This window comes from Nonomuraea jabiensis (assembly GCF_014204795.1).
In the GTDB taxonomy this organism is placed as follows: Bacteria; Actinomycetota; Actinomycetes; order Streptosporangiales; family Streptosporangiaceae; genus Nonomuraea; species Nonomuraea jabiensis.
In genome coordinates, this window is sequence record NZ_JACHMB010000001.1 from 6,080,266 (window position 1) to 6,103,451 (window position 23,186).

The following is a 23,186-nucleotide window of genomic DNA, read 5'->3' on the forward strand; positions in this document are numbered from 1 at the left end:
GGTACGTAATCCTTCCGTTCCTGACCGTACCCGCAGAGGGGGCGTGGGACTACTGATTTGTTCGCCCGGCCAGGTCGACCACGGCGCCCACGACCTCGTCGCCCGCCAGCATGACGAGGTCGTTGTGGCCCGCCCCGGCGACCTCGACGGTGGTGGCCCGCTCTCCCGCCGCCTCGGCGACCGCCCTGCTGAGCCGCGGGGGCACGATCGTGTCGTGGGTGCCGTACACGACGACGACCGGCGCCCGCACCCGCCGGATGCCCTCCGCGACCGGGAAGCGGTCCCGCAGCAGCGTCCTGACCGGCAGGAACGGGTAGTTGGCCCGGCCGGCGGCGGCCAGGTCGGTGAACGGGGAACGCAGCACCAGGCCGCCGGGCGGGCGCTCCAGGGCGAGCCGGGTGACCACGGCCGCGCCCAGGCTCTCGCCGAAGTAGATGACACGGGTGTCGCCGAGGTGGTCACGGGCGGCCAGGGCGTCCCGGTGCAGCCCTTCCTCGGTCGGGGTGCCGGGGTTGCCGCCGTAGCCGCGGTAGTCCATGAGGAGCACCGCGAACCCGCGGTCCGACAGCGCGCGGGCCAAGGGGGCCCGGTCGCGCCGGTTGCCCGCGTTCCCGCCCGCGATCAGGACGGTCACGCCGCGGGTGCCGGGGACGTACCAGGCCGCCAGCCGGAGCCCGTCGCCGGTCGTGAACGTGACGTCCCGCGCGCCCGGGACGACCTCGGCGGCGGGCGGCACGGGCGCGCTGTCGGGCAGGTAGATCAGCCGCCGCTGGAACACCCACAGCAGGGCGAGCAGCAGGAGCAGCACCGCGACCACCACGAGGGCGGCGCGCGTCAGCGTCGTCACCCTGCCACTATGCAACGCCGCCCGCCCCGGAGCGGGCCCCGGCTCAGCCGGAGACGACCCGGCCCGCCTGGACGACGTGCTTGAAATGGGCGGGGTCGGCGAGGACGCCGATGTCGGCCAGCGGATCGCCGTCGAGCACGAGCAGGTCCGCGTGCGCCCCCACGGCCAGCGTGCCGACCTCGCCCGCCATCCCGACCAGCTCGGCCGCCCCGGCGGTCGCGGCCCGCAGCACGTCGATCGGCTGCTGCACCTCCCGCCGCAGCCGGAACTCGTGGTTCTGGTGCCGGTGCATGCCGCCGAGCAGGTCGGTCCCGTACGCCAGCCGCACCCCGCCCCGCGCGGCCCGCTCCAGCGCGACCAGCCCGGCCTCGAGCACCTCGTCCACCTTGCGCCAGCTCCGCTCGGGCAGCCCGAACGTGAGCCCCTCCTCCTTGAGCGCCCAGTACGTCACCAGCGTCGGCACCAGGAACGCGTCGTGCCGCCGGAACAGCTCCACGCTCGTGTCGTCGATCAGGTTCCCGTGCTCGATCGAGCGCACTCCGGCTTCCAGCGCCCGGTTGACGGCCCGGGCGGTGTAGGCGTGGGCGGCGACGTACCGGTTGGCCGCCTCGGCCTCCTCGACGGCCGCGCGCAGCTCGTCCATGGAGTACTGGGTCGAGTCGATGCGGTCGGTCGGGGAGGCCACGCCGCCGGAGGCCATGACCTTGATGTGGTGCGCGCCCTTGCGCAGCTCGTCGCGGGCGGCGACGCGGACGGCGTCGACCCCGTCGGCCACGCGGCCGACACCGGCGCAGCACGGGTGGTCGTCATGCTGGTGCTCGCCCCGGCCGCGGAAGTCCGCGTGGCCGCCGGTCTGGCTCAGCCCCTTGCCGCAGAACAGCAGCCGCGGCCCCCGGATCAGCCCCTCCGCCTGCGCGTCGGCCAGCCCGAAGTCGGCGCCGGACGCGTCGCGCACCGTGGTGAAGCCCCGGTCGAGCATCCCGCCCATGATCTGGGCGCTGTGCGCGGCGACGTAGGCGGGGGACATGGAGCCGAGCGTGCCGAGGTTCGCGGTGGAGGCGGTGACGTGCACGTGCGCGTCGATGAGCCCCGGCACCACGTGCGCCCCGGCGACGTCGATCACCCGCGTGCCGTCCGGCGCGCTGAGCCGGGGGCCCGTCTCGGCGACCCGGCCGTCCGCGCAGCGCAGGTCGCCCTCGGCGTACTCGCCGCTCGTCACGTCCAGGATCAGCGCGTTACGCAGCAGCAGGCTCACGCGGCACCCCCGCGAAGGGCCGGGACGGCGAGCGGCGCGAGCGAGCGCGCCACGGCCACCGACTCCTCGTCATAGCTTCCCTCGGCGTCGAGGATGTTCAGCACGCCGAGCACCTCCCCTTGGTCGACCACGGGGACGTTGATGATCGTCCCGCAGCCCAGGCTCTCGATCAGCTCGTGGTCGGCGAAGATCTCCCGCACCGCCGCCCGGTCCCTGCCGAAGTACGGCTCCCGGCCCTCGATGCACCGCGCCAGCCAGCCCTGGGCGACCTCCACGGTCTTCTCCCCACCCACCGGATACTGCTCGGGATGGCTGGTGTGGACGCGGCGCAGCGCCCGCCGCTCCGGCACCCAGGCCAGGACCGTGAACAGCCGCACTCCCACCTCCCGCCGCACGGTCTCCTCGAGCTCGCTCAATCCGGTCATCTGCTCGCCTCCTTGGCGGGTTCCGTCAGTTCCTCAAGTGATCTCCCGGCCGTGGCCAGGCCGAACACGACCACGCACACCACCCCGGCCACCAGCACCGCCGTGGTCAGGCCGAACACGCCGCCGAAGCCGAGGTTCGCCGCCGACAGCCCGATGATCGTCGGGGCCAGGATGCTGCCGACCCGCCCGAACGCGCTCGACAGGCCCGTCCCGGTGGCGCGGATCCAGGTGGGGAAGACCTCGGGGGTGTAGGAGTAGACGCCCGCGTACGTGCCGTTCAGGAAGAACGACAGCACCGCGCCCGCGAGCGTGATCGTGGCGGGCGAGTCCATCTGCGACAGCCAGAACGCGCTGACCGCCGAGCCGGACAGGTAGATCGCGATGGTGTTCTTGCGGTCGAGCCGCTCCGACAGCCAGGCCGCGGAGAAGTAGCCGGGGACCTGCGCCAGGTAGATGATGATCGAGAACTCGAAGCTCTTGGTCACCGTGATGCCGCGCTGCACGAGCAGGGTCGGGATCCACGAGAAGAACCCGTAGTACGAGAACGTGATCACGAACCAGATCAGCCACGTCACAGCCGTCCGCCTGGCCATGACCGGGCTCCACAGGAACCGCAGCGCGCTGAGCAGGTTGACCCCGGCTGTTTTGGTGGCCGCGTTGGTGACGGGCTGGGCGGCAGACTCGGGCACCGGCGGGAGCGGTTGGCCGGTGGCCCGCTCGACGCGGCGTTCGAGGTCGGCGACCACCGCCTCGGCCTCGTCCACGCGGCCGTTCTGCAGCAGGAAGCGCGGCGACTCCGGCAGCGAGCGGCGCCACCACAGCAGCATCACGATCGGCAGCGCGGTGATCACCTGCGCGATCCGCCAGCCGTCGTCCATCGTGGGCACCACGAAGCGGCCGATCAGGGCCGCCATCACGAACCCGAACGAGAAGAACCCGGCCAGCGCGCCGATGAACCATCCGCGCCGCTTCGCCGGCACGAACTCCGACAGGAAGGGCGCGATGATCGCGCTCTCCGCGCCCGCGCCGGCCCCGGCCAGCACCCGGGAGCCCAGGAAGACCTCGTAGTTCGGGGCGAACGCGGCGACCACGGAGAAGACGGCGTAGAAGGCGAGCGCGTACATCATGACCTTCTTGCGGCCGATGCGGTCGCCGAGCAGGCCGGCGACGGTCGCGCCGAACAGGAACCCGAACGGGGTCGCGGACCCGATGAGGCCGAGCTGGCCGTTGGACAGGCCCCACGCATCCTGCGCGCTGGGGAGCAAGAATGCCACGACGGCCGAGTCCATGCCGTCGAAGGTGTAGCCGAGGCCGCCGATGAGGAGGAGCAGGTAGTGAGGACGGCTCAGCGGGAGCCGGTCCAGACGGGCCAACAGGGTCATAGAACAACACCTTCCCGAGGTCATGGCCCCTTCAGGTTGATTGCGCAGCAACATATAGTGCGAAATGTCAGAAATGCAATGGTCTTTGCAGGTTGGCAGTGGAAAGGGACACGGTGACAGAGCAGGCCGCGGACAGCTTCGAAGACTGGTTGCGCACCCGGGTGCCCCCGCGGGGGCTGCGCGGCAAGGCGGCCGCGGTGCTGGAGATCCTGCTCTCCCAGCCGCGGCGGGCGTCGTTCGAGTCCGCGGCCGAGCTGGCGCACGTCGCCGGGGTGAACGTGGCGACCGTGACGCGCACGGCGCAGGCGCTCGGGTTCGCCGGGTGGCCGGCGCTCCAGCAGGAGCTGCGGGCGCGCTACCTGTCCTCGCTGAGCGCCGGCCAGGTGGCCGCCGAGCACCGCGGCACCGGCTCGCCCAGCTCCCGCTCGCTCCGGCGCGACCTGGACAGCCTCGCGCTGCTGAACCGCCGCTTCGACGAGCGGGTCCTGCTCACGATCGCCGAGGCCGTCGCCGCGGCGGGCCGTACCGTGATCGTCGCCGACGGCAGCTACGCGGCCGTCGGGCTGGCCCTGGCCCACAACGCCCGCCTGGCGGGCTATCCCGTCACGGCCGTGACCAACGGCGACGCGGAGCTGGCCAACGCGGTGGCCGCGCTCGGCGCCGGGGACGTGCTGGTGGCGATCAGCTTCTGGCGCCTGTACGAGAGCACGGTCCTGGCCGCGAACGTGGCCCGCGCGCAGGGGGTGCGGGTGTTCGCCCTCACGGACGCGGCCAGTCCCGCGCTGGCCGAGGCGGCCGAGGAGGTGGTCATGGTGCCGGCGGAGGGGGAGGCGTTCTTCCCGTCGCTGACGGCGGGCATGGCGGTCGCCCAGGCGCTGGTCACCCAGCTCGCCGCCGTGGACCCGGCCCGTACGGGCGCCTCGATCGAGGCGGCGGAGGCCATGTGGACCCGCTTCGGCCTGCTGCACCGCCGCCCGGCCACCCCTAACCACCCCAGTTAGTTAAGTGAGCCTTGCCTATTCGAGAATGCCTGTAACAAAATCGATCGCAGGCGGAAACCCTCGAAGCGCGGAGGCTCACCCATGACGATCACCGCCGAACCGGCGGCCCCCGTGGCGGCACCGCCCGAGGACAGCGGGCCCGCTCCCGACCGCGCCGCGTTACTGGCGCTGCTCGCCCCCATCCGGCCGAGGCTGGTCGCCGCCGCCGTGCTCCAGGTGGTGTACGCCGTCTCGGCGCTCGTGCCGTTCGTGTGCGTGGCCGAGCTGGCCAGGGTGCTGCTCGGCCCGGCCCCCGAGACCGGCCGGGTCTGGCTGATCGCCGGGATCGCGGTGGCCGGGCTGCTGGTCAGGTTCACCTCGTTCGGCCTGGCCGGGGCGATCACCCACTTCGCGGACGCCGACCTGCAGCTCCACCTGCGCCGCCGGATGGCCGCGCACCTGTCGCGGGTGCCGCTGGGCTGGTTCGGCGAGCGCAACTCGGGCCAGGTCAAGAAGGTCCTGCAGGACGACGTGCGCGAGATGCACCACCTCGTCGCGCATGCCCTGCTCGACCTGCTCGCGGCCGTGGTGACCCCGCTGGCCGCGCTCGCCTACCTGCTGTACGTCGACTGGCGGCTCACGCTCGTCGTGCTCATCCCCGTGCCGCTGTTCGCCGCCGCGTTCGCGGTCATGATGCGCGGCTACGACGAGCAGATGCGGCGCTGGAGCGAGGCGAACACCAGGATCAGCGCCGCCGTGGTCGAGTTCGTCCAGGGGATCGCGGTGATCAAGACGTTCGGGCAGGCCAGGCGCTCCTACCGGCGCTTCGCCGAGGCCGCCGACGACTTCGCCGAGTTCTTCGGCGCCTGGGTGCGGCCCATGCTCAGGCTCAGCGGCGTCTCGAACGCGCTCATCTCGCCCCCGACCATGCTGCTCGTGGCCACCGCGGGAGGCGTCGTGTTCGCCGCGAACGGCTGGCTGGCGCCGGTGGACGTGCTGCCGTTCGTGCTGGTCGGGGTGGCGCTGACGGCGCCGTTCCTCACCCTGGACATGGGTTCGATGCGGCTGCGGCGCGCGGCCGAGTCGGCCGGGCGGGTGGCCGCGCTGCTGGCGACGCCGCCGCTGCCCGAGCCGGCCGAGCCGACCCGCCCGCAGGGCCACCGGGTGGAGTTCCACGACGTGTCGTTCTCGTACGACGGGAGCACGCCGGTGCTGCGCGAGGTGAACCTCACGCTGGCGCCCGGCACCGTGACCGCGCTGGTGGGGCCGTCGGGCTCGGGCAAGTCCACGCTGGCCAAGCTGCTGCCCCGCTTCTACGACCCCGGCTCGGGCCGGGTGACGGTGGGCGGCGTGGACGTGCGCGACATCGGCTCCGCCGAGCTGTACCACCACGTCGGCTTCGTCCTGCAGGACGTGCAGCTCCTGCGCGCGTCCGTCGCGGACAACATCGCGCTCGGCCGCCCCGGCGCGGGACGCGAGGAGGTCGAGCGGATGGCCCGCGCGGCCCAGATCCACGATCGGATCACGCAGCTGCCGCGCGGCTACGACTCGGTGATCGGGGAGGACGCCCACCTGTCGGGCGGCGAGGCGCAGCGCGTGTCGATCGCCCGCGCCCTGCTGGCCGACGCGCCGATCCTGGTGCTGGACGAGGCCACCGCGTTCGCCGACCCGGAGTCGGAGTCGGCCATCCAGGACGCGCTGTCCACGCTGGTGGCCGGGCGCACGCTGCTGGTCATCGCCCACCGGCTGGGCACGATCACGGGCGCCGACCAGATCGCGGTGCTCGACGGCGGCCGGATCGTCGAGCGCGGCACCCACGACGAGCTCCGCGCGGCCGGCGGGCTCTACGCCCGGCTGTGGGCGGCCCACGTACGCGACGACGATCGGGATTGGACCCGGGCATGATCGGAGAACTGGGCGCCGTACTCGGCCCCGAACACGGCGCGCGCCTGCGCCGCAGCCTGCTCGCGATGATCGTGTACGGCGTGCTGCAGGGCGCGTCGTTCGCGATGCTCGTGCCGGTGCTGCGCGCGCTGCTGTCCGGCGAGGCGGCCGGAGCGTGGCTCGCGGCCTTCGCCGCCGTGGTCGCCGCCACCGCCGTCGCCTCCTACGTGCAGTCGCAGTACGGCTACGCGGTCGGCCTGGCCGCCCTGCGCACGCTCTACCACCGGATCGGCGACCACGTGGCCGGGCTGCCGGTCGGCTGGTTCAGCGCCGACCGGGTGGGCCGGCTCGGGCAGCTCGCGGGCAAGGGCGTCATGGACGTGATGAGCGTGCCTGCCCACCTGCTTCAGGTCGTGGTGACCTCGGTGACCGCGCCGGCGACCGTGCTGGCGTGCATGTTCGTCTTCGACTGGCGGCTGGGGCTGGCGGCCCTGGTCACGGCGCCGTTCCTGTGGCTGGCCTTCCGCTGGACGCAGACCCTGGTGCAGCGCAGCGACACCGCGATGGACGACGCGGGGGCCGAGGGGGCCGACCGCGTGGTGGAGTTCGCCCGGCAGCAGGCGTCCCTGCGGGCGTTCGGGCGCACGGCGGACGGCTACGACCTGCTCGACGGCGCGCTGGTGCGGCAGCGGTCGGTGCTGCGGCGCCTGCTGCGGACCACGCTGCCCGGCCTCGGAACGGTCGCGCTGACCGTGCAGCTCGCCTTCACCGCGATCCTGCTGGTGGGCTGCTCGCTGGCGCTCGGCGGCGCGGTGGACGTGCCGGAGCTGGTCGGGGTGCTCGTCCTGGCCGTGCGGTTCACCGAGCCGCTGCTGGCCGCCGCCGACGTGGGCGGGGAGCTGCGCATGGCACGCGGCGCGCTGCGGCGCATCCGCGACGTCCTGACCACGCCGCCGCTGCCGTCCGTCGGGACGGCGCGGGCCGGCGAGCCGTCGATCGAGCTGGACGGGGTGAGCTTCGCCTACGACGAGCGGCCGCTGCTGCGGGACGTGAGCTTCACCGTCGCGCCCCGCACGGTGACCGCGCTGGTCGGGCCCTCGGGGTCCGGCAAGACCACGCTCACCCGGCTCATCGCCCGCTTCTGGGACGTCTCCGCCGGATCGGTCCGGGTCTGCGGGAACGACGTGCGCGACTACGCGCCCGAGGACCTGATGGCCCAGCTGTCGATCGTGTTCCAGGACGTGTACCTGTTCGAGGGCACGCTGGAGGACAACATCCGGCTGGGGCGGCCGGACGCCACGGACGAGGAGGTCCGCCGGGCGGGCCGGCTGGCGCGGGTCGAGGAGATCGCCGAGCGGCTGCCCGGCGGCTGGCAGGCGAGGATCGGCGAGGCCGGGGCGACCCTCTCCGGCGGCGAGCGCCAGCGGGTGTCCATCGCCCGCGCGATCCTCAAGGACGCGCCGATCGTGCTGCTGGACGAGGCCACCGCCGCGCTGGACCCGGAGAACGAGTCCGCCCTGATGGACGCGCTGGCCACGCTCGCCCGCGACCGGACGCTGCTGGTGATCGCGCACCGGCTGACCACGATCGCCGCCGCCGACCAGATCGTCATGCTGGAGGGCGGCGTGATCACCGAGCGCGGCACCCACCAGGAGCTGCTGGAGGCAGGCGGCCGGTACGCTGCGTTCTGGGAGGAACGCGCGCGGGCCCGCGGCTGGCGCCTCGTACGCGCCTGACCGGTGGGCGGCGCGACGTGATCGACACGCGCCTGACCGATGGGCGGCGCGACGTGATCGACGGAGGCAGGGGGCTCGATGGGTGAGGAGACGACGGCGCGGGAGTGGCGCGTGCTGGGCCGCCCGCGCGGCCGCCCGCCGCGCATCACCCGGCCCGACATCGCCGACGCCGCGCTGGCCGTCGGGTTCGACAACCTGACCCTGGCCACCGTGGCCGACCGCCTCCGGGTCGCCCACTCGGCCCTCTACCGTCACGTGGCCGACCGCGAGGAGCTGGTCATCGTGGCCATCAACCGCGCGATCGGCAAGGCGGACTGGCCGGAGCCGACCGGCGAGTGGCGCTCGGACCTGGAGGCGCAGGCCGGGGCGCTGTGGGCGCTGCTGGAGGCCCACCCCGGCCTGATCAAGGAGTTCCTCAAGCTCAAGCGCTTCCCCGACGAGGTGATGCACCGCTTCGGCGCGGCCGTCCAGCGCCTGATCGGCTACGGGTTCACGGTGGAGGACGCGTTCCTCGCCGTCGACACCGTCTTCGACCTGGCGATCGACGTCTTCGGCAGGGGCCAGCAGCTCGACGCGCCCGCGGGCGGCTCCGCCGGCCCGGCCAGGGTCCGCGACGGCTCGGCCGACGCCTGGGCCGAGGCGGTCGGCCCCGAGGTGGCGCCCGTCATGCGGCGGGCGCTGTCAGAACCGGCCGCCGTGTGGTTCAACCGCAAGCTCGGCCTCGTCCTGGACGGCATCGCGGCCGGTCTGGCCCCCTAGAAAGTCACAACCAGCTCGCGCGGACGCTGGTCGCCGGCGCGTCGTCCGGCGGGGTGGCCAGGGCGCCGGAGTGGACGCCGTCGAGCAGGCGGGCGACGGTCTCGACGATCTCCTGGGCGCGCTCGCGCAGGCCCGCCACGTCCGCCGGGCTCACCTCGCCGCGGTCCACGCCGACCTCGTCGAGCACGCCCTCCAGGTCGGCCAGCCGGCTGCTCAGCCACTTCAGCGGCTCGCCGGACAGCTCCTTGTCGAACACCCGCCGCCCCGGCTCCCACCCGTCGATGCCGGGGTGATGGTGGGTGCGGTCGAAGCTGCCGGGCGTGCTGTTGACCGATTCCAGCAGGTCCACCCGCCAGAGGGGGCGTTCGACGGTGATGGGGCGGGCCGAGTAGATCGACCCCTTCAGCTCGCCGGGATCCAGCTTCCGCAGCTCCAGGCGTACGCCCCGCTCGGCGCCCTCCTGTCCCTTGATCGGGTCGGGGTCGAGGAAGTAGATGTCGCTCACTGCCACGCCGATCCGGTCGAAGCCGAAGACGTAGAGCATGGGGAACCACTCCTTCATGAAAGCCGGGAGTCGGGGCCTTCATGGACGTACCCACTTGAAGCGCGGACGATCGCTCAGTGGAGCCGGTAGCCGATCTGCCCCGCCGGTTCGGCCGGGCCCCGGCTCAGCAGCAGCGTGCCCAGCCAGATGAGCGCCATGCCGACCGGCGTCAGGGCCGGCTCCAGCAGCCCCCCGATCAGCACCGCCACGCCCGTGGCCGTGACGGCCGCGCTCAGCACCGTGACGCGGTGCAGCACCGCGAGCACGGACGCCAGCGCGACCAGGGCGGCGAAGGCGGCCCCGTAGACGAACGGCTCCCACGCCGCGACGCGCGGGCTCTCGAACCTGTTGTAGAGGTCGACGGCGAGACCGATGGCGTTGGCGGCCGTGCTGAGCAGCGCCATCGCCGTGGCGACGTCCGCTGCCGCCCGCCACCCGCCCGTCACTGGCCCGGCCATGCGGCGCAGCGCCAGGAGCATGACGCCGAACATCAGGAACCCGGCCAGCAGGACCGCGTGCGCGGCCGCCCACCACGGCCCGCCGACGGCGTCGGCGCCCGGGAGGCGCTTGAGGAGACTGCCGGCCAGCAGCGCGGCGGGGGCCGCGGTGAAGGAGATCTGGGTGAGGCGGTTCATGAGGCCCACGATGCCCCGTCGGGTCAGGGGCGCTCATCGGTGATCGCCCCTGACTTTCCCCTGATCTCCCCGTCAGGCGAAGTAGCGCAGCCAGACGTACGCCCAGGCCATCAGGGTGCTGATGACCGTCACGACGATGCCGTACCGGGTGAACTGCCAGAAGGTGATCTTGTGGCCGGACCGCGCGGCGATGCCGAGGGCCACCACGTTGGCGCTGGCCGCCACCGCCGTGCCGTTGCCGCCGAAGTCCGCGCCCAGCGCGAACGCCCACCACAACGCCTGGCCGGTGCTGGGGTCGGGGATCTGGGCGACCACGCCCTCCACGATCGGGGCGGTCGTGGCGACGTACGGGATGTTGTCGAAGAACGCGCCCAGCACGCCCGAGCCGAACAGCAGCGCCGTCGCGGCGACGAAGTAGTCGTCGCCCAGCGCGTCCAGGGCCCACGTGCCGATCGCCGCGATGACACCCGTGTGGACCAGGCCCGCGACCATGATGAACAGGCCCATGAAGAAGACCAGCGTGGACCACTCGACCTCGCGCAGCACCTCGTTGACGTCCGTGCGCGAGACCATCAGCATCACCCCGGCCCCCACGAGGGCCACGATCGACGGGTCCACGTGAGCCACCGCGTGCAGCGCGAACCCGGCGATCACCAGGCCCAGCACCACCAGGCAGCGGGTCAGCAGCCGCGGGTCGGTGATGGCCCGCCGCTCGTCCAGCGCCATCACCGCCGCGGCGTGCCCGGCGTCGTAGTGGAACGACCCCCGGAACAGCACCCGCGTGAGCAGCACGAACACGGCGAAGACGACCACCACGATCGGCGCCATGTGGACCAGGAAGTCGTTGAACGTCAGCCCCGCCCGGCTGCCGATGATGATGTTGGGCGGGTCACCGATGAGGGTCGCGGCGCCGCCGATGTTGGAGGCCAGCACCTCCGCGATGAGGTACGGCTGGGCGGGGATGCGCAGCCGGTCGCACACCATGATGGTGACCGGCGCGACCAGCATGATCGTGGTGACGTTGTCGAGGAAGGGCGAGGCCACGGCGGTGATCGCCATCAGCATGACCATCAGCCGGTACGGCCTGCCCTGCGACCGCTTGGCGGCCCAGATGGCGAGGTAGTCGAAGACCCCCGTCTGCTTGATGATCCCGACGATGATCATCATGCCGAACAGCAGGAAGATGACGTTCCAGTCGACGCCTTCGTGCTCGGAGAAGAACACCTCCGCGCCGGGGACGAGGCCCAGGACGGCCATCAGCCCGGCGGCGATGAGCACCACCTTGACCTTGTCGGCCTTCTCCGTGGCGATGAAGAAGAACGCGACCAGGAAGATCGCGAGGGCTACGAATGCGCTCATCCGTCAAGCCCCGGCGGCCCGGACCGGGCGGCGGGGCATGACGGTACAAGGTGGGATTGGCGGCACACGGCTATCGACCTCCGGAGTCGAACGGTTTCTGGCTTGGTGAGCCGCCGCTCCAGGATGATCGTCTCGTGCGCGCGCCGCATCGAGGTCATCCTTCGCGGGCGGCGGCTCCGCTCCAGTCTCGTCGTCCGGGCGGGCCCGGCACCATCGGGTCCAGCACCCATCTGGGGAGGGTCGGAGCATGTAGGGGCGTCGCGCAGGATGGGGGTCAGGCCGGATCGACAACCGTACCGGGAGACAAAGAGGCTGGTGAAATGACCGAGGGGGCGAAGAGAACGACCAGGAGCCCGGCGCAGGCGCTGTTCCGGCGGCTGTTCATGATCAATGGGCTGGTGTTCGCGGTGGCCACGCTCGTCCTGGCGATCTCACCGGCCACCGTGTCCGCGCCGCTCGTGCTGGCCGAGGTGCCGGTGCTGATCGTGGGCCTGGCGCTGATGCTGGCGGCCAACGCGCTGCTCCTGCGCCGCAGCCTGGCCCCGCTGGACGCGCTGACCACGCTCATGCAGCGGGTGGACCTGCTGCGTACCGGTGACCGGCTGCCCATTGGCGGCAACAGCGACCTCACCCACGTGATCGCCACGTTCAACGCGATGCTCGACCGCCTGGAGGCCGAGCGCAGCGCCAGCAGCGGCCACGCCCTGGCCGCCCAGGAGGGCGAGCGGCGGCGCATCGCCCGCGAGCTGCACGACGAGATCGGCCAGAGCCTGACCGTGGTGCTCCTCGGCCTGAAGCGGGTGGTCGACCGCGCGCCCGACGACCTGCGCGAGGACCTGCACGGCGTGCAGGAGACCGTGCGCGCCAGCCTCGACGAGGTCCGGCAGGTCGCCCGCCGGCTGCGGCCCGGCGTGCTGGAGGACCTCGGGCTGCACGCCGCCCTCGCCGCCCTGTGCAGCGACGTCTCGCAGATGAGCGGCGTCCAGGTGGCCCGCGCCGTCCAGCACGACCTGCCCGAGCTCGGCGCGGACGTCGAGCTCGTGCTCTACCGGATCGCCCAGGAGAGCCTCACGAACATCGCCAGGCACGCCCGCGCCACGCGGGCCGAGCTGTCGCTGGGCACGCGGGACGGGCGGCTGACCCTGCGCGTCACCGACGACGGGCAGGGCGGCGCGCGCCAGGACGGGGCCGGGATCCGGGGCATGCGCGAGCGCGCCCTGCTGATCGGCGCCCGCCTGGCCGTCGACTCCCCGCCGGGGGAGGGCACCCGCGTCCACCTGACCATCCCGAACGATCGGAGCCCAACGCGGTGAGCACTGCCAAGACCAGGATCCTGCTGGCCGACGACCACGCGCTGGTCCGCCGGGGACTGAAGATGATCCTCGACGCGGAGCCGGACCTGGAGGTCGTCGCCGAGGCCGCCGACGGCGCGGAGGCCGTCGCGGCCGCGTCGGAGGACGCGGTGGACCTGGCCATCCTGGACATCGCGATGCCGCGGATGACCGGGCTCCAGGCGGCCCGCGAGATCTCCCGCCGCGCGCCCGGCATCCGCATCCTGATCCTGTCGATGTACGACAACGAGCAGTACTTCTTCGAGGCACTCAAGGTCGGCGCCTCGGGATACGTGCTCAAGTCGGTCGCCGACCAGGACCTGCTGGAGGCGTGCCGGGCGACGATGCGCGGCGAGCCGTTCCTGTATCCGGGGGCGGTCACCGCGCTCATCCGCGACTACCTGCAGCGTTCGCGCGAGGGCGAGCGCATGCCCGAGAGCATCCTGACGCCCCGGGAGGAGGAGATCGTCAAGCTGATCGCGGAGGGCAACTCGGCCAAGGAGATCGCGGAGACGCTCGTCATCAGCGTCAAGACCGTGGACCGGCACCGGGCGAACATCCTGCAGAAGCTCGGCATGCGCGACCGCCTCGACCTGACCCGCTACGCCATCCGCGCCGGCCTCGTCGAGCCCTGATCAGAGCATGCGCTGGATGACCTGCGGCACGGCCGGCACGTCGTCGTTGTCGATCGAGTGCCGCTCCTCGGCGCTGATCAGGCCGAGGCCGTGCAGGATGGCGGCCGACCTGCGCCAGAGCCGGCGGGCCTCGTCGCACTCGCCGCTCTCGCTCAGCGCCTGCCCGAGCCCCCACAGGCTCTCCGCCTCGACGTAGTCGCCGCCGTGGCCCGCGGCCCGGTAGCGGGCCAGCGCCTCGCGGTGGTGCGCGACCGCGCGGCCGGGGTCGCCCGCCAGCCGGTACGCCTCCGCGAGGTTGGCCAGGGCGATCACCACGTCGATCGCCGCGCCCGTCTCCTCCAGGATCGCGACCGATCGCACGCCGGCCTCGACGGCCTCGGCGAACCGCCCGGCCCGCTGGTAGACCAGCCCGAGATGGGTGAGGATGGCGCCCTGCCCGTAGCGGTCGTCCATGAGCTCGATGGCCTGCCGATGATGGTCGGCGGCCTCGTCGAAGCGGCCGGCCCCGCGGTAGGCGATGCCGAGGTGGTCGAGCAGGGCGGCCGCGCGGCGCTTGTTCCCCAGCCGCCGGTGGATGGCCAGCGAACGGTTCATGTGGGCGATGCCGACGATCTGGTTGCCCACGCACACGTGCGCCCAGCCGAGGTCGCCCAGGACCACGGCCTCGTCGAACGGCTCCGCGGTGTGCTCGGCGGCCCGCAACGCGGCTTCGCTGAGGGCCAGCAGCCCGCGCCAGCGGCCCGTGGAGTAGAGCGGGACCGCGAACGTCACCGCCAGCGCGACCCCGAGCCCGGCCGCCGGCGTGCCGCGCGTCTGGCCGACGGCCGCGAGCAGGTTGTCCTCCTCGGCGTCGACCCAGGCCCGCAGGTCCTCGTTCGTCTCCAGCGCCAGCCCGGGACGCGTGAGGGAGCTCGGGCCGACCTCGTTGCGCCACGTGTAGGCCGGCTTCAGCATCTCGATCGCCGTGCGCGCGGTGGCCAGGTGGTGGTGCAGCACGCGCTCCACGGCCTGCCGCCTGGCCGGCTCGCTCTCCTCCTCCGCCGCCCGCTCGCGGGCGAACAGCCGCAGCAGGTCGTGCAGGTTGTAGCGGTCGGGGGCGCGCTCCTGCACGAGCCGCGCGTCCACCAGGAGGTCGAGCAGGCGCTGGGCGCCTTCCTCGGGCAGGCCGGCCAGCGCGGCGGCCGCGGGCAGGCCGAGGTCGGGGCCGTCCAGCAGGCCGAGCAGCCGGAACATGCGCGCCGCCGCGACCCCGTCGGCGTCGGACTTCAAATCCTGGTAGCCGGCCTGGAAGCTGGCGCGCAGCCCCCGGTCGTCGGCCCGCAGCTCGTCGAGGCGGCGGTGGGCGGAGGCCAGCCGTCCGGCCAGCGCCGACACCTGCCACGACGGCCGGGCCCGCAGCCGGGCCGCGGCCAGGCAGAGCGCCAGTGGCAGGCCGCCGCACAGCCGGACCACGTCGGCCGCGGCGGCGGGCTCGGCGGCGATCCGCCCGTCGCCGACGATGCCGCCCAGCAGGGCCAGGGCGTCGCCGTCGGGCAGCACGTCCAGCGACACCTGCGTGGCGCCGTCGAACGAGGTGAGCATCCGGCGGCTGGTGATCAGCACGGCGCAGGTCGGGCTGCCGGGCAGCAGGGGCCGCACCTGCGCGGCGTCCCTGGCGTTGTCCAGGATGACGAGCATCCTCCTGCCGACGGTCAGCGAGCGGAAGCGGCCCGCGGCCTCCTCCAGGTCCGTGGGCACCGCCGACCCGGCCACGCCCAGCGAGCGCAGGAACCGCCCGAGCGCCTCGACCGGATCGACGGGGGCGACCTGCGGCGAGGCGCCGTGCAGGTCCACGTACAGCTGGCCGTCGGGGTAGTGGCCGGCCAGGGCGTGGGCGACGTGGATGGCCAGGGAGGACTTGCCGACGCCGCCGATGCCGCTGATCTGGCAGATCCGCACCGCGCCCGGCCCGTCGCCGGCCAGCGCCGCGCTCACCCGCGCCACCTCCTCGGCCCGCCCGGTGAACGACGCCACCGCGGCGGGCACCTCCGCCGGCACCGTGGCCCCCGCCCTGCCCTCCACTGGGCCCTCCACTGGGCCCTCCACTGGGCCCCCGGTGGCCGGCGCCGCCGGGGGCTCGGCTTCCGGCTCCTCGCGCAGGATGCGCTGGTGCAGCTCCTGCAGCTCGCCGCCCGGCTCGATGCCCAGCCCGTCGACGAGCCGCCGCCTGGCGTCGCGGTACGCCTCCAGGGCGGCGGCCCTGCGCCCGTCCTGGTGCAGCGCCGCCATCAGCAGGTACGCCAGCCGCTCCCGCAGCGGATGCTCGCCGATCAGCACCGGCAGCTCGGCCAGCGGCTCCCGGCACAGCCCGAGGCGCAGATCGGCCGCGATGCGCTCCTCGACGGCCGCGAGCCGCTCCTCCTCCAGCGGCCCGCCGAACGTCTCGCGCAACCACTCGCCGGCGACCCCCGCCAGCGGCGGCCCGCTCCACAGGTCCAGCGCCCGCCGCAGCAGCGCGCCCGCCTCGTCCTGGCCGGCCGCCCGCGCCCGCTCGACCAGGTGGCGCGACAGGTAGAGGTCGACCCGCAGCGGGTCGAGGTCGAGCCGGTAGCCGGGCGGGGAGGTGGCCAGCTCGGCGTCGGGGACCCCGGCCAGGACCCGGCGCAGCCGCGACACGTACCCCTGGATGGCGTTGCGGGCCGACGGCGGCGGCTCCTGGCCCCACACGGCCTCCACCAGCCGGTCGAGCGGCACCGTGCGGCCCGGGTGGAGCAGCAGCATGGCCAGCACCGAGCGCTGCTGCGCGGTCGAGGGCCCGAGTGACCTGCCGCCCGACCAGATCTCCACGGGCCCCAGCAGCCGGAACTCCGCACCGCCCAACGGCCGCCCCTCTCCGTGATCGGCTTTCACCTTACCCAGTCGGCGATCATCGTGGGCGGAACCGCCTCATCCTCCGGAGTCCACGCGGCGGCCGTTGATCCACACCTCGCGCAGCACGAGCCCCGTCACGCCGCGTACGACGTCGTCCTCGGCCATCTCCTCGAACACGCTGTCGGCCACCCGCACGCCCCTGATCGGGTTGCCCGGGTTGCCGATCAGGTTGAACGCCCTGGGCGCCCGCCCGGCCCGCAGGCGGCGCACGTCGATGGCGCCCACGTCGGGGAAGTACGGGCCGGTGTCCTTGTTCTCGTAGTTCAGGGCCACCTCGATCACCGCGTCGGCCGCCTGGCCCACCGTGATGTCCCTGAAGTACACGTCCCTGACGTAGCCGCCGCGGTCGGGGTTGGTCTTGACCCGGATCGCCCGCTCCAGGCGGGGGCTGCTCATCGTGCAGTTCCAGGCGTAGACCCAGCGCACGCCGCCGGTGGTCTCGCTGCCGATCGTCACGCCGCCGTTGCCGTCGCGCATCACGCAGGAGTCCACGAGCACGTTCATGGAGGGCGCGTTCACCCGGCGGCCGTCGGCGTTCTTGCCCGCCTTGATCGCCACGCAGTCGTCGCCCGTGTTGAACTCGCACCGCTCGATGAGCACGTCCACGCAGGACTCGGGGTCGCAGCCGTCGTTGTTGGGGCCGTTCGGGCTGTCCACGGTGACCTCGCGGATGGTCACGTTGGTGCACAGGACCGGGTGGATGTTCCACATGGGGGAGTCCTTGACCGTCACGCCCTCGATCAGGACGTTGCGGCAGCGGTAGAGCTGGATGAGGTTAGGGCGCAGGTAGTGGCCCGCGCCGAACACCCGCTCGGCCACCGGGACGCCCTGCTCGGCCATGGCCGCCAGCAGGTTCTTGTCGGGCCGCTCGGACGGCGGCGGGTCGCCCGACCAGTCCCACCAGTGCGTGGCGTCGGCCCGGCCGTCGATCGTGCCGCTGCCGGTGATCGCGACGTTCTCCCGCTCGTAGGCGTAGACGAACGGGGAGTAGTTCATCAGCTCGACGCCCTCGTAGCGGGTGTGGACGACCGGCAGGTAGTCGGCGGGGTCGCGGCTGAACCGGATCGTGGCGCCCGCCTCCAGGTGCAGCTCGACGTTGTCGGCCAGGTGGATCGCGCCGGTGAGGTACGTCCCCGCGGGCACGAGCACGCGCCCGCCGCCCGCCGCCGCGCAGGCCGCGATCGCCTGCCTGAAGGCGTCGGTGCACATCGCGGTCCCGTCGCCGACCGCCCCGTGGCGCGTGACGGGGAAGGTGCGGCGGGGGAAGCGGGGCGGCCTGATCCGCCGCCGGATCCCCGGCACCCTGGCCCAGCCGTCCAGGTCGGGGGCCGCCTCCGCCCGGCCGGCCGGCTGGGGCGCCAGCACGGCGCCGGCCGCCGCGGCCAGGAAGCTCCTGCGTGACTTCACGGTGTGCTCCTATCCATGGGCCAGGGAGATGCCGCGCCGCTCGACCAGCGTGTGCTCGCCGACCTGGTACGGCTCGACCCGCCGTACCGCCGTGTAGAAGTGGTGGGGCCGCCCGGCGTGGGTGACGAGCGCGGGCTTGTGCGCGTAGGTGTCGTCGGCCGAGCCCGGCGGGCCCACGTCGATGAGGATCTCGCCGCTCTTGCGCCAGGTACGCAGGTCGCGCGAGACCGCGAAGCTCTCCCGCGCGTGCCCGTCGAAGGAGAGCCCGAAGTAGAACATCACCCACCAGTCGCCGTCGCGCAGCACGCACGGGTCGGAGGCGAAGCGCTCGTCGAACTCGCCCGGGCCGCCGTGCGGGACGACCGGGCCGGGGTCCGGGCGCTCCCAGCGTTCGAGGTCGGGGGAGACGGCGTAGCCGATCTGCTCGCGCCAGCCGTCGTAGGTGCGGTTCTTGGCGTTGTAGAAGCAGTAGTAGAGGCCGTCGTGGCGCAGCAGCCACGACTTGTACAGGCCGCCGCGCTCCCACGCGCCGCCGTCCTGCGGGCGCAGCACCGACCCGACGTCCGTCCAGGTACGCAGGTCCTGGCTGGTCACGAACCCGATGACCGCCGCGCCCACCTCCATGCCCGCCTCGGGGTAGGCGTGGTACGTGCCGACCGCCCGGCCGTCCAGCCAAATCACCTGGCCGGGGGAGTCGAGGCGGTTGTCGCGGACGATCGACGTGAGCGCCGCGTTGTAGCCCCGGTACGGGTGCGCGGGGTCGCGCGGCAGGATCACCTCGCCCGGCGTCCACGACACCAGGTCCGCCGATCGGCTCAGCGCGGTCTGGTAGCCGGTCCCGTCGAAGCCGACGTACGTCATCAGGTATTCGCCGCCGTCGGAGCACACGAACGGGCAGTCCACGAAGAGGCTGTCGAACCTGCCCGGCTCCCGCGACCCCTCGACCAGCAGCCTGCCGGCCTTGTGCGGCGTCCTGACGCGGGCGGCGTCGTACGTGCCGATCACCGGCCCGCCCCGAACGTCCACCGCCCGGCCGGCACCTCGTAGGCATGGGCCCCGAGCTTGACCGCCGCGTCCGGCACCGCGTGCCGGGCGAGCCCGAGCTCGGGCAGCCGCACCTCGGCCGACGAGCCCGGCGGGACCGTCACGTCGAGCGTGAACTCACCGTCCGCGCGGGTCCAGGACACCTCGACCCCGCCGTACGGGGTGACGGTGCTCGCCCGCACCGACTCCAGGTCGCCGGGCGCGGCGGGCTCGATCAGCAGCCTGCGGAAGCCGTTCGAGCCGGGCGCCTGGCCGATGCCGCCGAGGCCGCGGTAGAACCAGGCGTCGACGGCGCCCAGCATGTAGTGGTTCTGCGACAGGCCCCTCGTCGGCCCGTCCCACGCCTCGGTGAGCGCGGTGGCGCCGTGCCGTACCTGGTAGCCGTAGCTGGGGTGGCTGGTCGAGGTGGCGAACGCCCACAGGGCGTCGTGCCGCCCCGCCCGGCCGAGCACCCTGAACAGGGCCGGCAGCGCGATCTCGCCGACCGTGATGCCGCCGCCCGCCACCGCCTCGGAGATCCGGTCCAGCGCCCGCTCGTCGGTGCTGACCCCCATGTCGAGCGCCAGGATCTCCGACGCCTGGCTGCGGGCACCGGAGAAGGCATGGGCGAACGCGGCGGTGATCTGCTCGGACAGGGCCCGGTAGCGCTTGGCGTCGTCGTCGCGGCCCAGCACGCCGGCGGCGCGGGCCATCGTGCTCGCGGCCCGCCAGTAGCCCCAGGTCGAGACCAGCGGGACGGGCGTCGAGTCGTCCAGGCCGATCCAGTCGCCCAGCCCGTGGCCCAGGACGCCGTCCTCGGCCTTGGAGGTGAGGTAGTCGACGTAGCGGCGCATCGCGTCGTAGTGCGTCTGCATCGCCGACGGGTCGCCGTACCAGCGGTAGAGCTGCCACGGGATGCGGACGATCGCGCCGCCCCAGTTGGGGTCGTCCCTGAAGGGCGCGTCGAAGACCAGGAACTCCGGCGCGATGTCCGGCACCAGCCCGTCCCCGGTCTGCGCCTCGGCGATGGTGACCAGCAGCTCGCGGTAGTAGGCGGCCACGTCGTAGTTGTAGGCGACGACGTCGAAGAGCAGGTGGGTCTGCTCCAGCCAGCCCAGCTTCTCCCGGTGCGGGCAGTCGGTGAGGACGCTGTACATGTTGCCCCGCACCGCGCGGTCGATGATCGTGTGGATGTCGTTGACCAGGGCGTCGGAGGTCTCGAACGTGCCGGTGGGGGTGTTGTCGGCGCGCAGCACGAGCGCGGTCACGGCCTCCGGGCCGACGTGCTCGGGCAGGCCCTGGACCTCGACGTAGCGGAAGCCGTCGTAGCGGAAGCTCGGGTGCCAGGTCTGCGGGCCGTCCTTGGTGACGTACGTGTTGAAGATCGGCGCGCCGGTGGTGGGCTTCGACTGGATGACCCGGCCGTAGTCGTCGAGCTGGTCGCCGGGCACGAGCCGCAGGCAGCGGCCGGCCGGGAGGTCCAGGCTCAGCTCGGCCCAGCCGGCGACGACCGTGCCGACGTCGAAGACCGGCGTGCCGTCGCCGGCGGTGAGCCGGGCGGTCGCGGGCAGCCGTTCGGTGACCCTGATGGGCGGGCAGGCGCGCGACCTGAGCACGTCCTTCGTGCCGGGGACGACGGTGGCGGGGCGCCAGCCGGCGGCGGTGCGGCGGGCGTCGTGGTCCTCGCCGCCGTACCAGTGGGAGCGCACGGTCGGGCCCTCGGCGGCCCGCCAGTCGGGACCCGTGACGAACCGGCCGAACGAGCCGTCGGCGTAGTCCAGTTCGAGCTGCGCGATGGCCCGCGGGGCCGCCTTGGAGCCGAAGAACTTCATGTACCGGTCCTGGTGCGGGAAGACGTGCGCGATCCCCGGCCCCAGCTCGACGCCGAGCGCGTTGCGGCCCTCGCGCAGCAGCTCGGCCACGTCGTGGGTGGCGTACACGACGCGCCTGGCGAAGTCCGTGTACGGCGGCTCCAGCACGGCGTCGGTCACCGGCGCGCCGTTCACCGTGGCGACGTAGACGCCGAGGCCCGCGACGTGCAGCCGGGCGCGGGTGACCGGCTGGGGCAGGACGAACTCGCCCTTCAGCAGCGGGAGCGGCCTGCCCTCGCCCGCTCGCGGGTTGCCCTCGTCGTGCCAGTCGGGGTGGGTGATCCACGAGGCCGTCCAGTCGTCCGCGCTCAGCAGGCCCAGCTCGAAGCGGGCCGGCGGGCTCCAGCCGGACCACCGGCCGCCGGCGTCGCGGATCCGCACCCGCCAGCTCGCCGCCGTGCGGGAGGTCAGGGGCCGCCCGCCGTACACCACGCGCTGGTCGGCTGACTCGACCTCGCCGGTGTCCCACAATCCGGGCTCGACCTGTACGTGGTAGCCGGTCTGCGCCGTGGTGCCGGTCAGCTGCCAGCTGAACGCCGGGCGGGTGAGCTCGATGCCGAGGGGGTCGATCAGGTCGCACGTTCGCAGGTTCGTCACCATGACTGGACTCCCTAGGTGATCTTGAGCATGTACGCGGCTTTCGTGGGTGGCGTCGGGGGCAGGTCGGCGTAGAGGGCCTCCGCGGCCAGCCGCCAGGTGACGGGGCCGTGGCCCAGGAGCTCGACCCTGGCGGGGCGGCGCTCCAGCAGCCGTTCGCCGGTGCCCAGGCTGGTGATGACGGCCGTCCCGCCCGCCGGCCAGGCGAGCAGCGTGGCGTACACCGCGTCGCCGCGCCGGGTGAAGCGGATGTCGCCCGGCCGGTAGGCGCGGTCGGCCTCGTTGTAGCCCTCGTAGCCCCTGGTCTCGCCCAGGCCGGTGGCGCCCTCGGCGGCGCGCTTCCACGGCGTCGTGCCGTACACGCCCTCGCCGCAGATCCGCAGCCAGTCGCCCACCTCGCCCAGCAGGGTGCGGGCGCGGGCGTCCACGGTGCCGTCGGCGCGCTGCGGGACGTTGAGCAGCAGGGTGCCGTTCTTGCTGACCACGTCGATGAGCGTGTGGACGACCTGCTGGGACGTCTTGCGCGGGTGGAACATCGGGTCGTCGTCCGAGCAGTCGAACCACTCGCCGTCGCTGGTGTCGAACTGCCAGGGGTACGGCTGCGCCGCGTCCAGCTGGCGGCGCTCGCAGTCGAGGACGACGGCGGTGCGGTCGGCGTCGGGGACGTCCTTGACGGTCACCAGGCCGCCGGTGAGGCAGGTGTTGTAGTAGTGGGCGAGCAGGTCGAGACCGCGCGTGCTGACCGGCTCCGACTCGACCACGCTGCCCGCGTCGAACGGCAGGCGGCCGTCGTCGAGGTAGACCAGGTCGGGGCGGTAGCGGTCGATCGCCTCGCGCACCCGGGTGTAGAAGCGGTCCGCCACCTGGGGCGGGGGCTTGGCGCCCGGGGCGTGCCTGGCCGGGTAGAGCTCGGCCGGGTCGAGGCCCTCCCACCAGGTGCCGGCGCCGTCGCCCTTGGTCAGCCCGCCGTCGTGCGGCTCGCCGGTGACCGGGTCGGCGCCGTGGGCGACGTCGAGCCAGCGCCAGGTCCAGTTGTTGTGGAAGCTGAGCCCGAACGGCAGCCCGGCCGCGCGGGCCGCCTTCTCCCAGGCGCCGACGATGTTGCGGCGGGGGCCGATGCGGGTGGCGTTCCAGGCGTGCTGCCCGGAGTCCCACAGGTCGAAGTTGTCGCAGTGGGCGGCCAGGGCGACGAAGTAGCGGGCGCCGGCGGCGACGTACAGGTCGATCAGCTCGCCGGGGTCGAAGCGCTCGGCGCGCCAGCGCGGGAAGAGGTCCTTCGCGCCGCCCGCGCCGTAGTGGGCGCGGTGGTGGGCGTGCTGGCGGTCGGCGCGGCGGCGTTCCCAGGGCTCGGAGGCGGGTTGCATGCCGTAGAGGTGGCGGGCGTACCAGTCGCCCGAGCTCGCCACGGACTGCGGGCCCCAGTGCGACCAGATCCCGAACTTGGCCTCTCCGAACCAGTCGGGGATGTGGTGACGGCGTAACGATTCCCAATCCGGCAGAAACCCTCGCATGGGCCCACCCATCTTATTCAAACGATTTAGGCGAAGTATATTTATTCAGTATCTGATGTCAATGCATGACGGGCTGGAAGGCGGGGGATCTTCGC

General features: G+C 73.2%; 18 protein-coding genes. 6 read left to right on the forward strand and 12 right to left on the reverse strand.

Annotation, left to right across the window (positions count from 1 at the left end):
• Positions 1 to 49: 49 nt before the first annotated feature.
• The 4 genes from HD596_RS28040 to HD596_RS28055 are packed head-to-tail and all read right to left on the reverse strand — an operon-like array spanning position 50 to position 3,909.
• Entirely contained in the window at positions 50 to 847 is a 798-nt protein-coding gene (locus HD596_RS28040; RefSeq protein ID WP_313044843.1) for an alpha/beta hydrolase, read from the reverse strand.
• A 43-nt stretch (positions 848 to 890) separates the two neighbouring features.
• Positions 891 to 2,102, reverse strand: coding sequence for a metal-dependent hydrolase family protein (locus HD596_RS28045; RefSeq protein ID WP_185072299.1), 1,212 nt, complete (start codon positions 2,100 to 2,102; stop codon positions 891 to 893).
• Positions 2,099 to 2,527 carry a GAF domain-containing protein gene (locus HD596_RS28050; RefSeq protein WP_185072300.1) on the reverse strand — a complete coding sequence of 143 codons (429 nt, stop codon included), beginning with the start codon at positions 2,525 to 2,527 and terminating at the stop codon, positions 2,099 to 2,101. Before HD596_RS28050 ends, HD596_RS28045 begins: the two co-directional genes overlap by 4 nt.
• On the reverse strand, positions 2,524 to 3,909 hold the full coding sequence (locus tag HD596_RS28055) for an MFS transporter (RefSeq protein WP_185072301.1): 1,386 nt from the start codon (positions 3,907 to 3,909) through the stop codon (positions 2,524 to 2,526). Before HD596_RS28055 ends, HD596_RS28050 begins: the two co-directional genes overlap by 4 nt.
• A 113-nt stretch (positions 3,910 to 4,022) precedes the next feature.
• Between HD596_RS28055 and HD596_RS28060 the strand changes: the two genes are divergently transcribed.
• The 4 genes from HD596_RS28060 to HD596_RS28075 all read left to right on the forward strand — a co-directional run bounded on the left by HD596_RS28060 (position 4,023) and on the right by HD596_RS28075 (position 9,268).
• Positions 4,023 to 4,910 carry a MurR/RpiR family transcriptional regulator gene (locus HD596_RS28060; protein WP_185072302.1) on the forward strand — a complete coding sequence of 296 codons (888 nt, stop codon included), beginning with the start codon at positions 4,023 to 4,025 and terminating at the stop codon, positions 4,908 to 4,910.
• 81 nt (positions 4,911 to 4,991) lie between these two features.
• Complete coding sequence (locus HD596_RS28065) at positions 4,992 to 6,794, forward strand: ABC transporter ATP-binding protein (protein WP_185072303.1); 1,803 nt, start codon at positions 4,992 to 4,994, stop codon at positions 6,792 to 6,794.
• On the forward strand, positions 6,791 to 8,509 hold the full coding sequence (locus HD596_RS28070) for an ABC transporter ATP-binding protein (protein ID WP_185072304.1): 1,719 nt from the start codon (positions 6,791 to 6,793) through the stop codon (positions 8,507 to 8,509). Before HD596_RS28065 ends, HD596_RS28070 begins: the two co-directional genes overlap by 4 nt.
• Positions 8,510 to 8,587: 78 nt before the next feature.
• A complete protein-coding gene (locus HD596_RS28075) occupies positions 8,588 to 9,268 on the forward strand; it encodes a TetR/AcrR family transcriptional regulator (protein ID WP_185072305.1) in 681 nt (226 codons plus the stop codon).
• Between the two features lie 4 nt (positions 9,269 to 9,272).
• On the opposite strand, the gene HD596_RS28080 is transcribed toward HD596_RS28075, so the two are convergent.
• From HD596_RS28080 to HD596_RS28090, 3 genes are all read right to left on the reverse strand, one after another.
• Positions 9,273 to 9,812 (reverse strand): hypothetical protein, encoded by a 540-nt coding sequence (locus HD596_RS28080; RefSeq protein WP_185072306.1) that lies wholly within the window; start codon positions 9,810 to 9,812, stop codon positions 9,273 to 9,275.
• A 74-nt stretch (positions 9,813 to 9,886) separates the two neighbouring features.
• Positions 9,887 to 10,447, reverse strand: coding sequence for a hypothetical protein (locus tag HD596_RS28085; protein WP_185072307.1), 561 nt, complete (start codon positions 10,445 to 10,447; stop codon positions 9,887 to 9,889).
• A 72-nt stretch (positions 10,448 to 10,519) separates the two neighbouring features.
• Positions 10,520 to 11,806 carry an ArsB/NhaD family transporter gene (locus HD596_RS28090; RefSeq protein ID WP_185072308.1) on the reverse strand — a complete coding sequence of 429 codons (1,287 nt, stop codon included), beginning with the start codon at positions 11,804 to 11,806 and terminating at the stop codon, positions 10,520 to 10,522.
• A gap of 320 nt (positions 11,807 to 12,126) precedes the next feature.
• Here HD596_RS28090 and HD596_RS28095 point away from each other — a divergent pair, with 320 nt between their 5' ends.
• Both HD596_RS28095 and HD596_RS28100 read left to right on the forward strand, forming a co-directional pair.
• Complete coding sequence (locus tag HD596_RS28095; protein WP_185072309.1) at positions 12,127 to 13,119, forward strand: HAMP domain-containing sensor histidine kinase; 993 nt, start codon at positions 12,127 to 12,129, stop codon at positions 13,117 to 13,119.
• The gene (locus tag HD596_RS28100; protein ID WP_185072310.1) at positions 13,116 to 13,772 is read left to right on the forward strand and encodes a response regulator; all 657 of its coding nucleotides are present in this window, start codon (positions 13,116 to 13,118) and stop codon (positions 13,770 to 13,772) included. The genes HD596_RS28095 and HD596_RS28100 overlap by 4 nt, the downstream gene beginning before the upstream one ends.
• On the opposite strand, the gene HD596_RS28105 is transcribed toward HD596_RS28100, so the two are convergent.
• The 5 genes from HD596_RS28105 to HD596_RS28125 all read right to left on the reverse strand — a co-directional run bounded on the left by HD596_RS28105 (position 13,773) and on the right by HD596_RS28125 (position 23,091).
• Positions 13,773 to 16,631 (reverse strand): AfsR/SARP family transcriptional regulator, encoded by a 2,859-nt coding sequence (locus tag HD596_RS28105; RefSeq protein WP_185072311.1) that lies wholly within the window; start codon positions 16,629 to 16,631, stop codon positions 13,773 to 13,775. It abuts the gene before it with no gap.
• A gap of 66 nt (positions 16,632 to 16,697) precedes the next feature.
• On the reverse strand, positions 16,698 to 18,089 hold the full coding sequence (locus HD596_RS28110) for a glycoside hydrolase family 28 protein (RefSeq protein ID WP_185072312.1): 1,392 nt from the start codon (positions 18,087 to 18,089) through the stop codon (positions 16,698 to 16,700).
• Between the two features lie 9 nt (positions 18,090 to 18,098).
• The gene (locus HD596_RS62125) at positions 18,099 to 19,115 is read right to left on the reverse strand and encodes a glycoside hydrolase family protein (protein ID WP_185072313.1); all 1,017 of its coding nucleotides are present in this window, start codon (positions 19,113 to 19,115) and stop codon (positions 18,099 to 18,101) included.
• Positions 19,091 to 21,583 (reverse strand): family 78 glycoside hydrolase catalytic domain, encoded by a 2,493-nt coding sequence (locus HD596_RS28120; RefSeq protein ID WP_185072314.1) that lies wholly within the window; start codon positions 21,581 to 21,583, stop codon positions 19,091 to 19,093. Before HD596_RS28120 ends, HD596_RS62125 begins: the two co-directional genes overlap by 25 nt.
• Before the next feature lie 11 nt (positions 21,584 to 21,594).
• Positions 21,595 to 23,091, reverse strand: coding sequence for an alpha-L-fucosidase (locus HD596_RS28125; RefSeq protein ID WP_185072315.1), 1,497 nt, complete (start codon positions 23,089 to 23,091; stop codon positions 21,595 to 21,597).
• Positions 23,092 to 23,186: the final 95 nt, after the last annotated feature.

Coding starts and splice junctions, on each gene's coding strand:
- HD596_RS28050 (WP_185072300.1), bottom strand. CDS start 2,527: ATGACCGGATTGAGCGAGCTCGAGGAGACCGTGCGGCGGGAGGTGGGA.
- HD596_RS28055 (WP_185072301.1), bottom strand. CDS start 3,909: ATGACCCTGTTGGCCCGTCTGGACCGGCTCCCGCTGAGCCGTCCTCAC.
- HD596_RS28065 (WP_185072303.1), top strand. CDS start 4,992: ATGACGATCACCGCCGAACCGGCGGCCCCCGTGGCGGCACCGCCCGAG.
- HD596_RS28070 (WP_185072304.1), top strand. CDS start 6,791: ATGATCGGAGAACTGGGCGCCGTACTCGGCCCCGAACACGGCGCGCGC.
- HD596_RS28075 (WP_185072305.1), top strand. CDS start 8,588: ATGGGTGAGGAGACGACGGCGCGGGAGTGGCGCGTGCTGGGCCGCCCG.
- HD596_RS28080 (WP_185072306.1), bottom strand. CDS start 9,812: ATGCTCTACGTCTTCGGCTTCGACCGGATCGGCGTGGCAGTGAGCGAC.
- HD596_RS28085 (WP_185072307.1), bottom strand. CDS start 10,447: ATGAACCGCCTCACCCAGATCTCCTTCACCGCGGCCCCCGCCGCGCTG.
- HD596_RS28090 (WP_185072308.1), bottom strand. CDS start 11,806: ATGAGCGCATTCGTAGCCCTCGCGATCTTCCTGGTCGCGTTCTTCTTC.
- HD596_RS28095 (WP_185072309.1), top strand. CDS start 12,127: ATGACCGAGGGGGCGAAGAGAACGACCAGGAGCCCGGCGCAGGCGCTG.
- HD596_RS28120 (WP_185072314.1), bottom strand. CDS start 21,583: ATGGTGACGAACCTGCGAACGTGCGACCTGATCGACCCCCTCGGCATC.
- HD596_RS28125 (WP_185072315.1), bottom strand. CDS start 23,091: ATGCGAGGGTTTCTGCCGGATTGGGAATCGTTACGCCGTCACCACATC.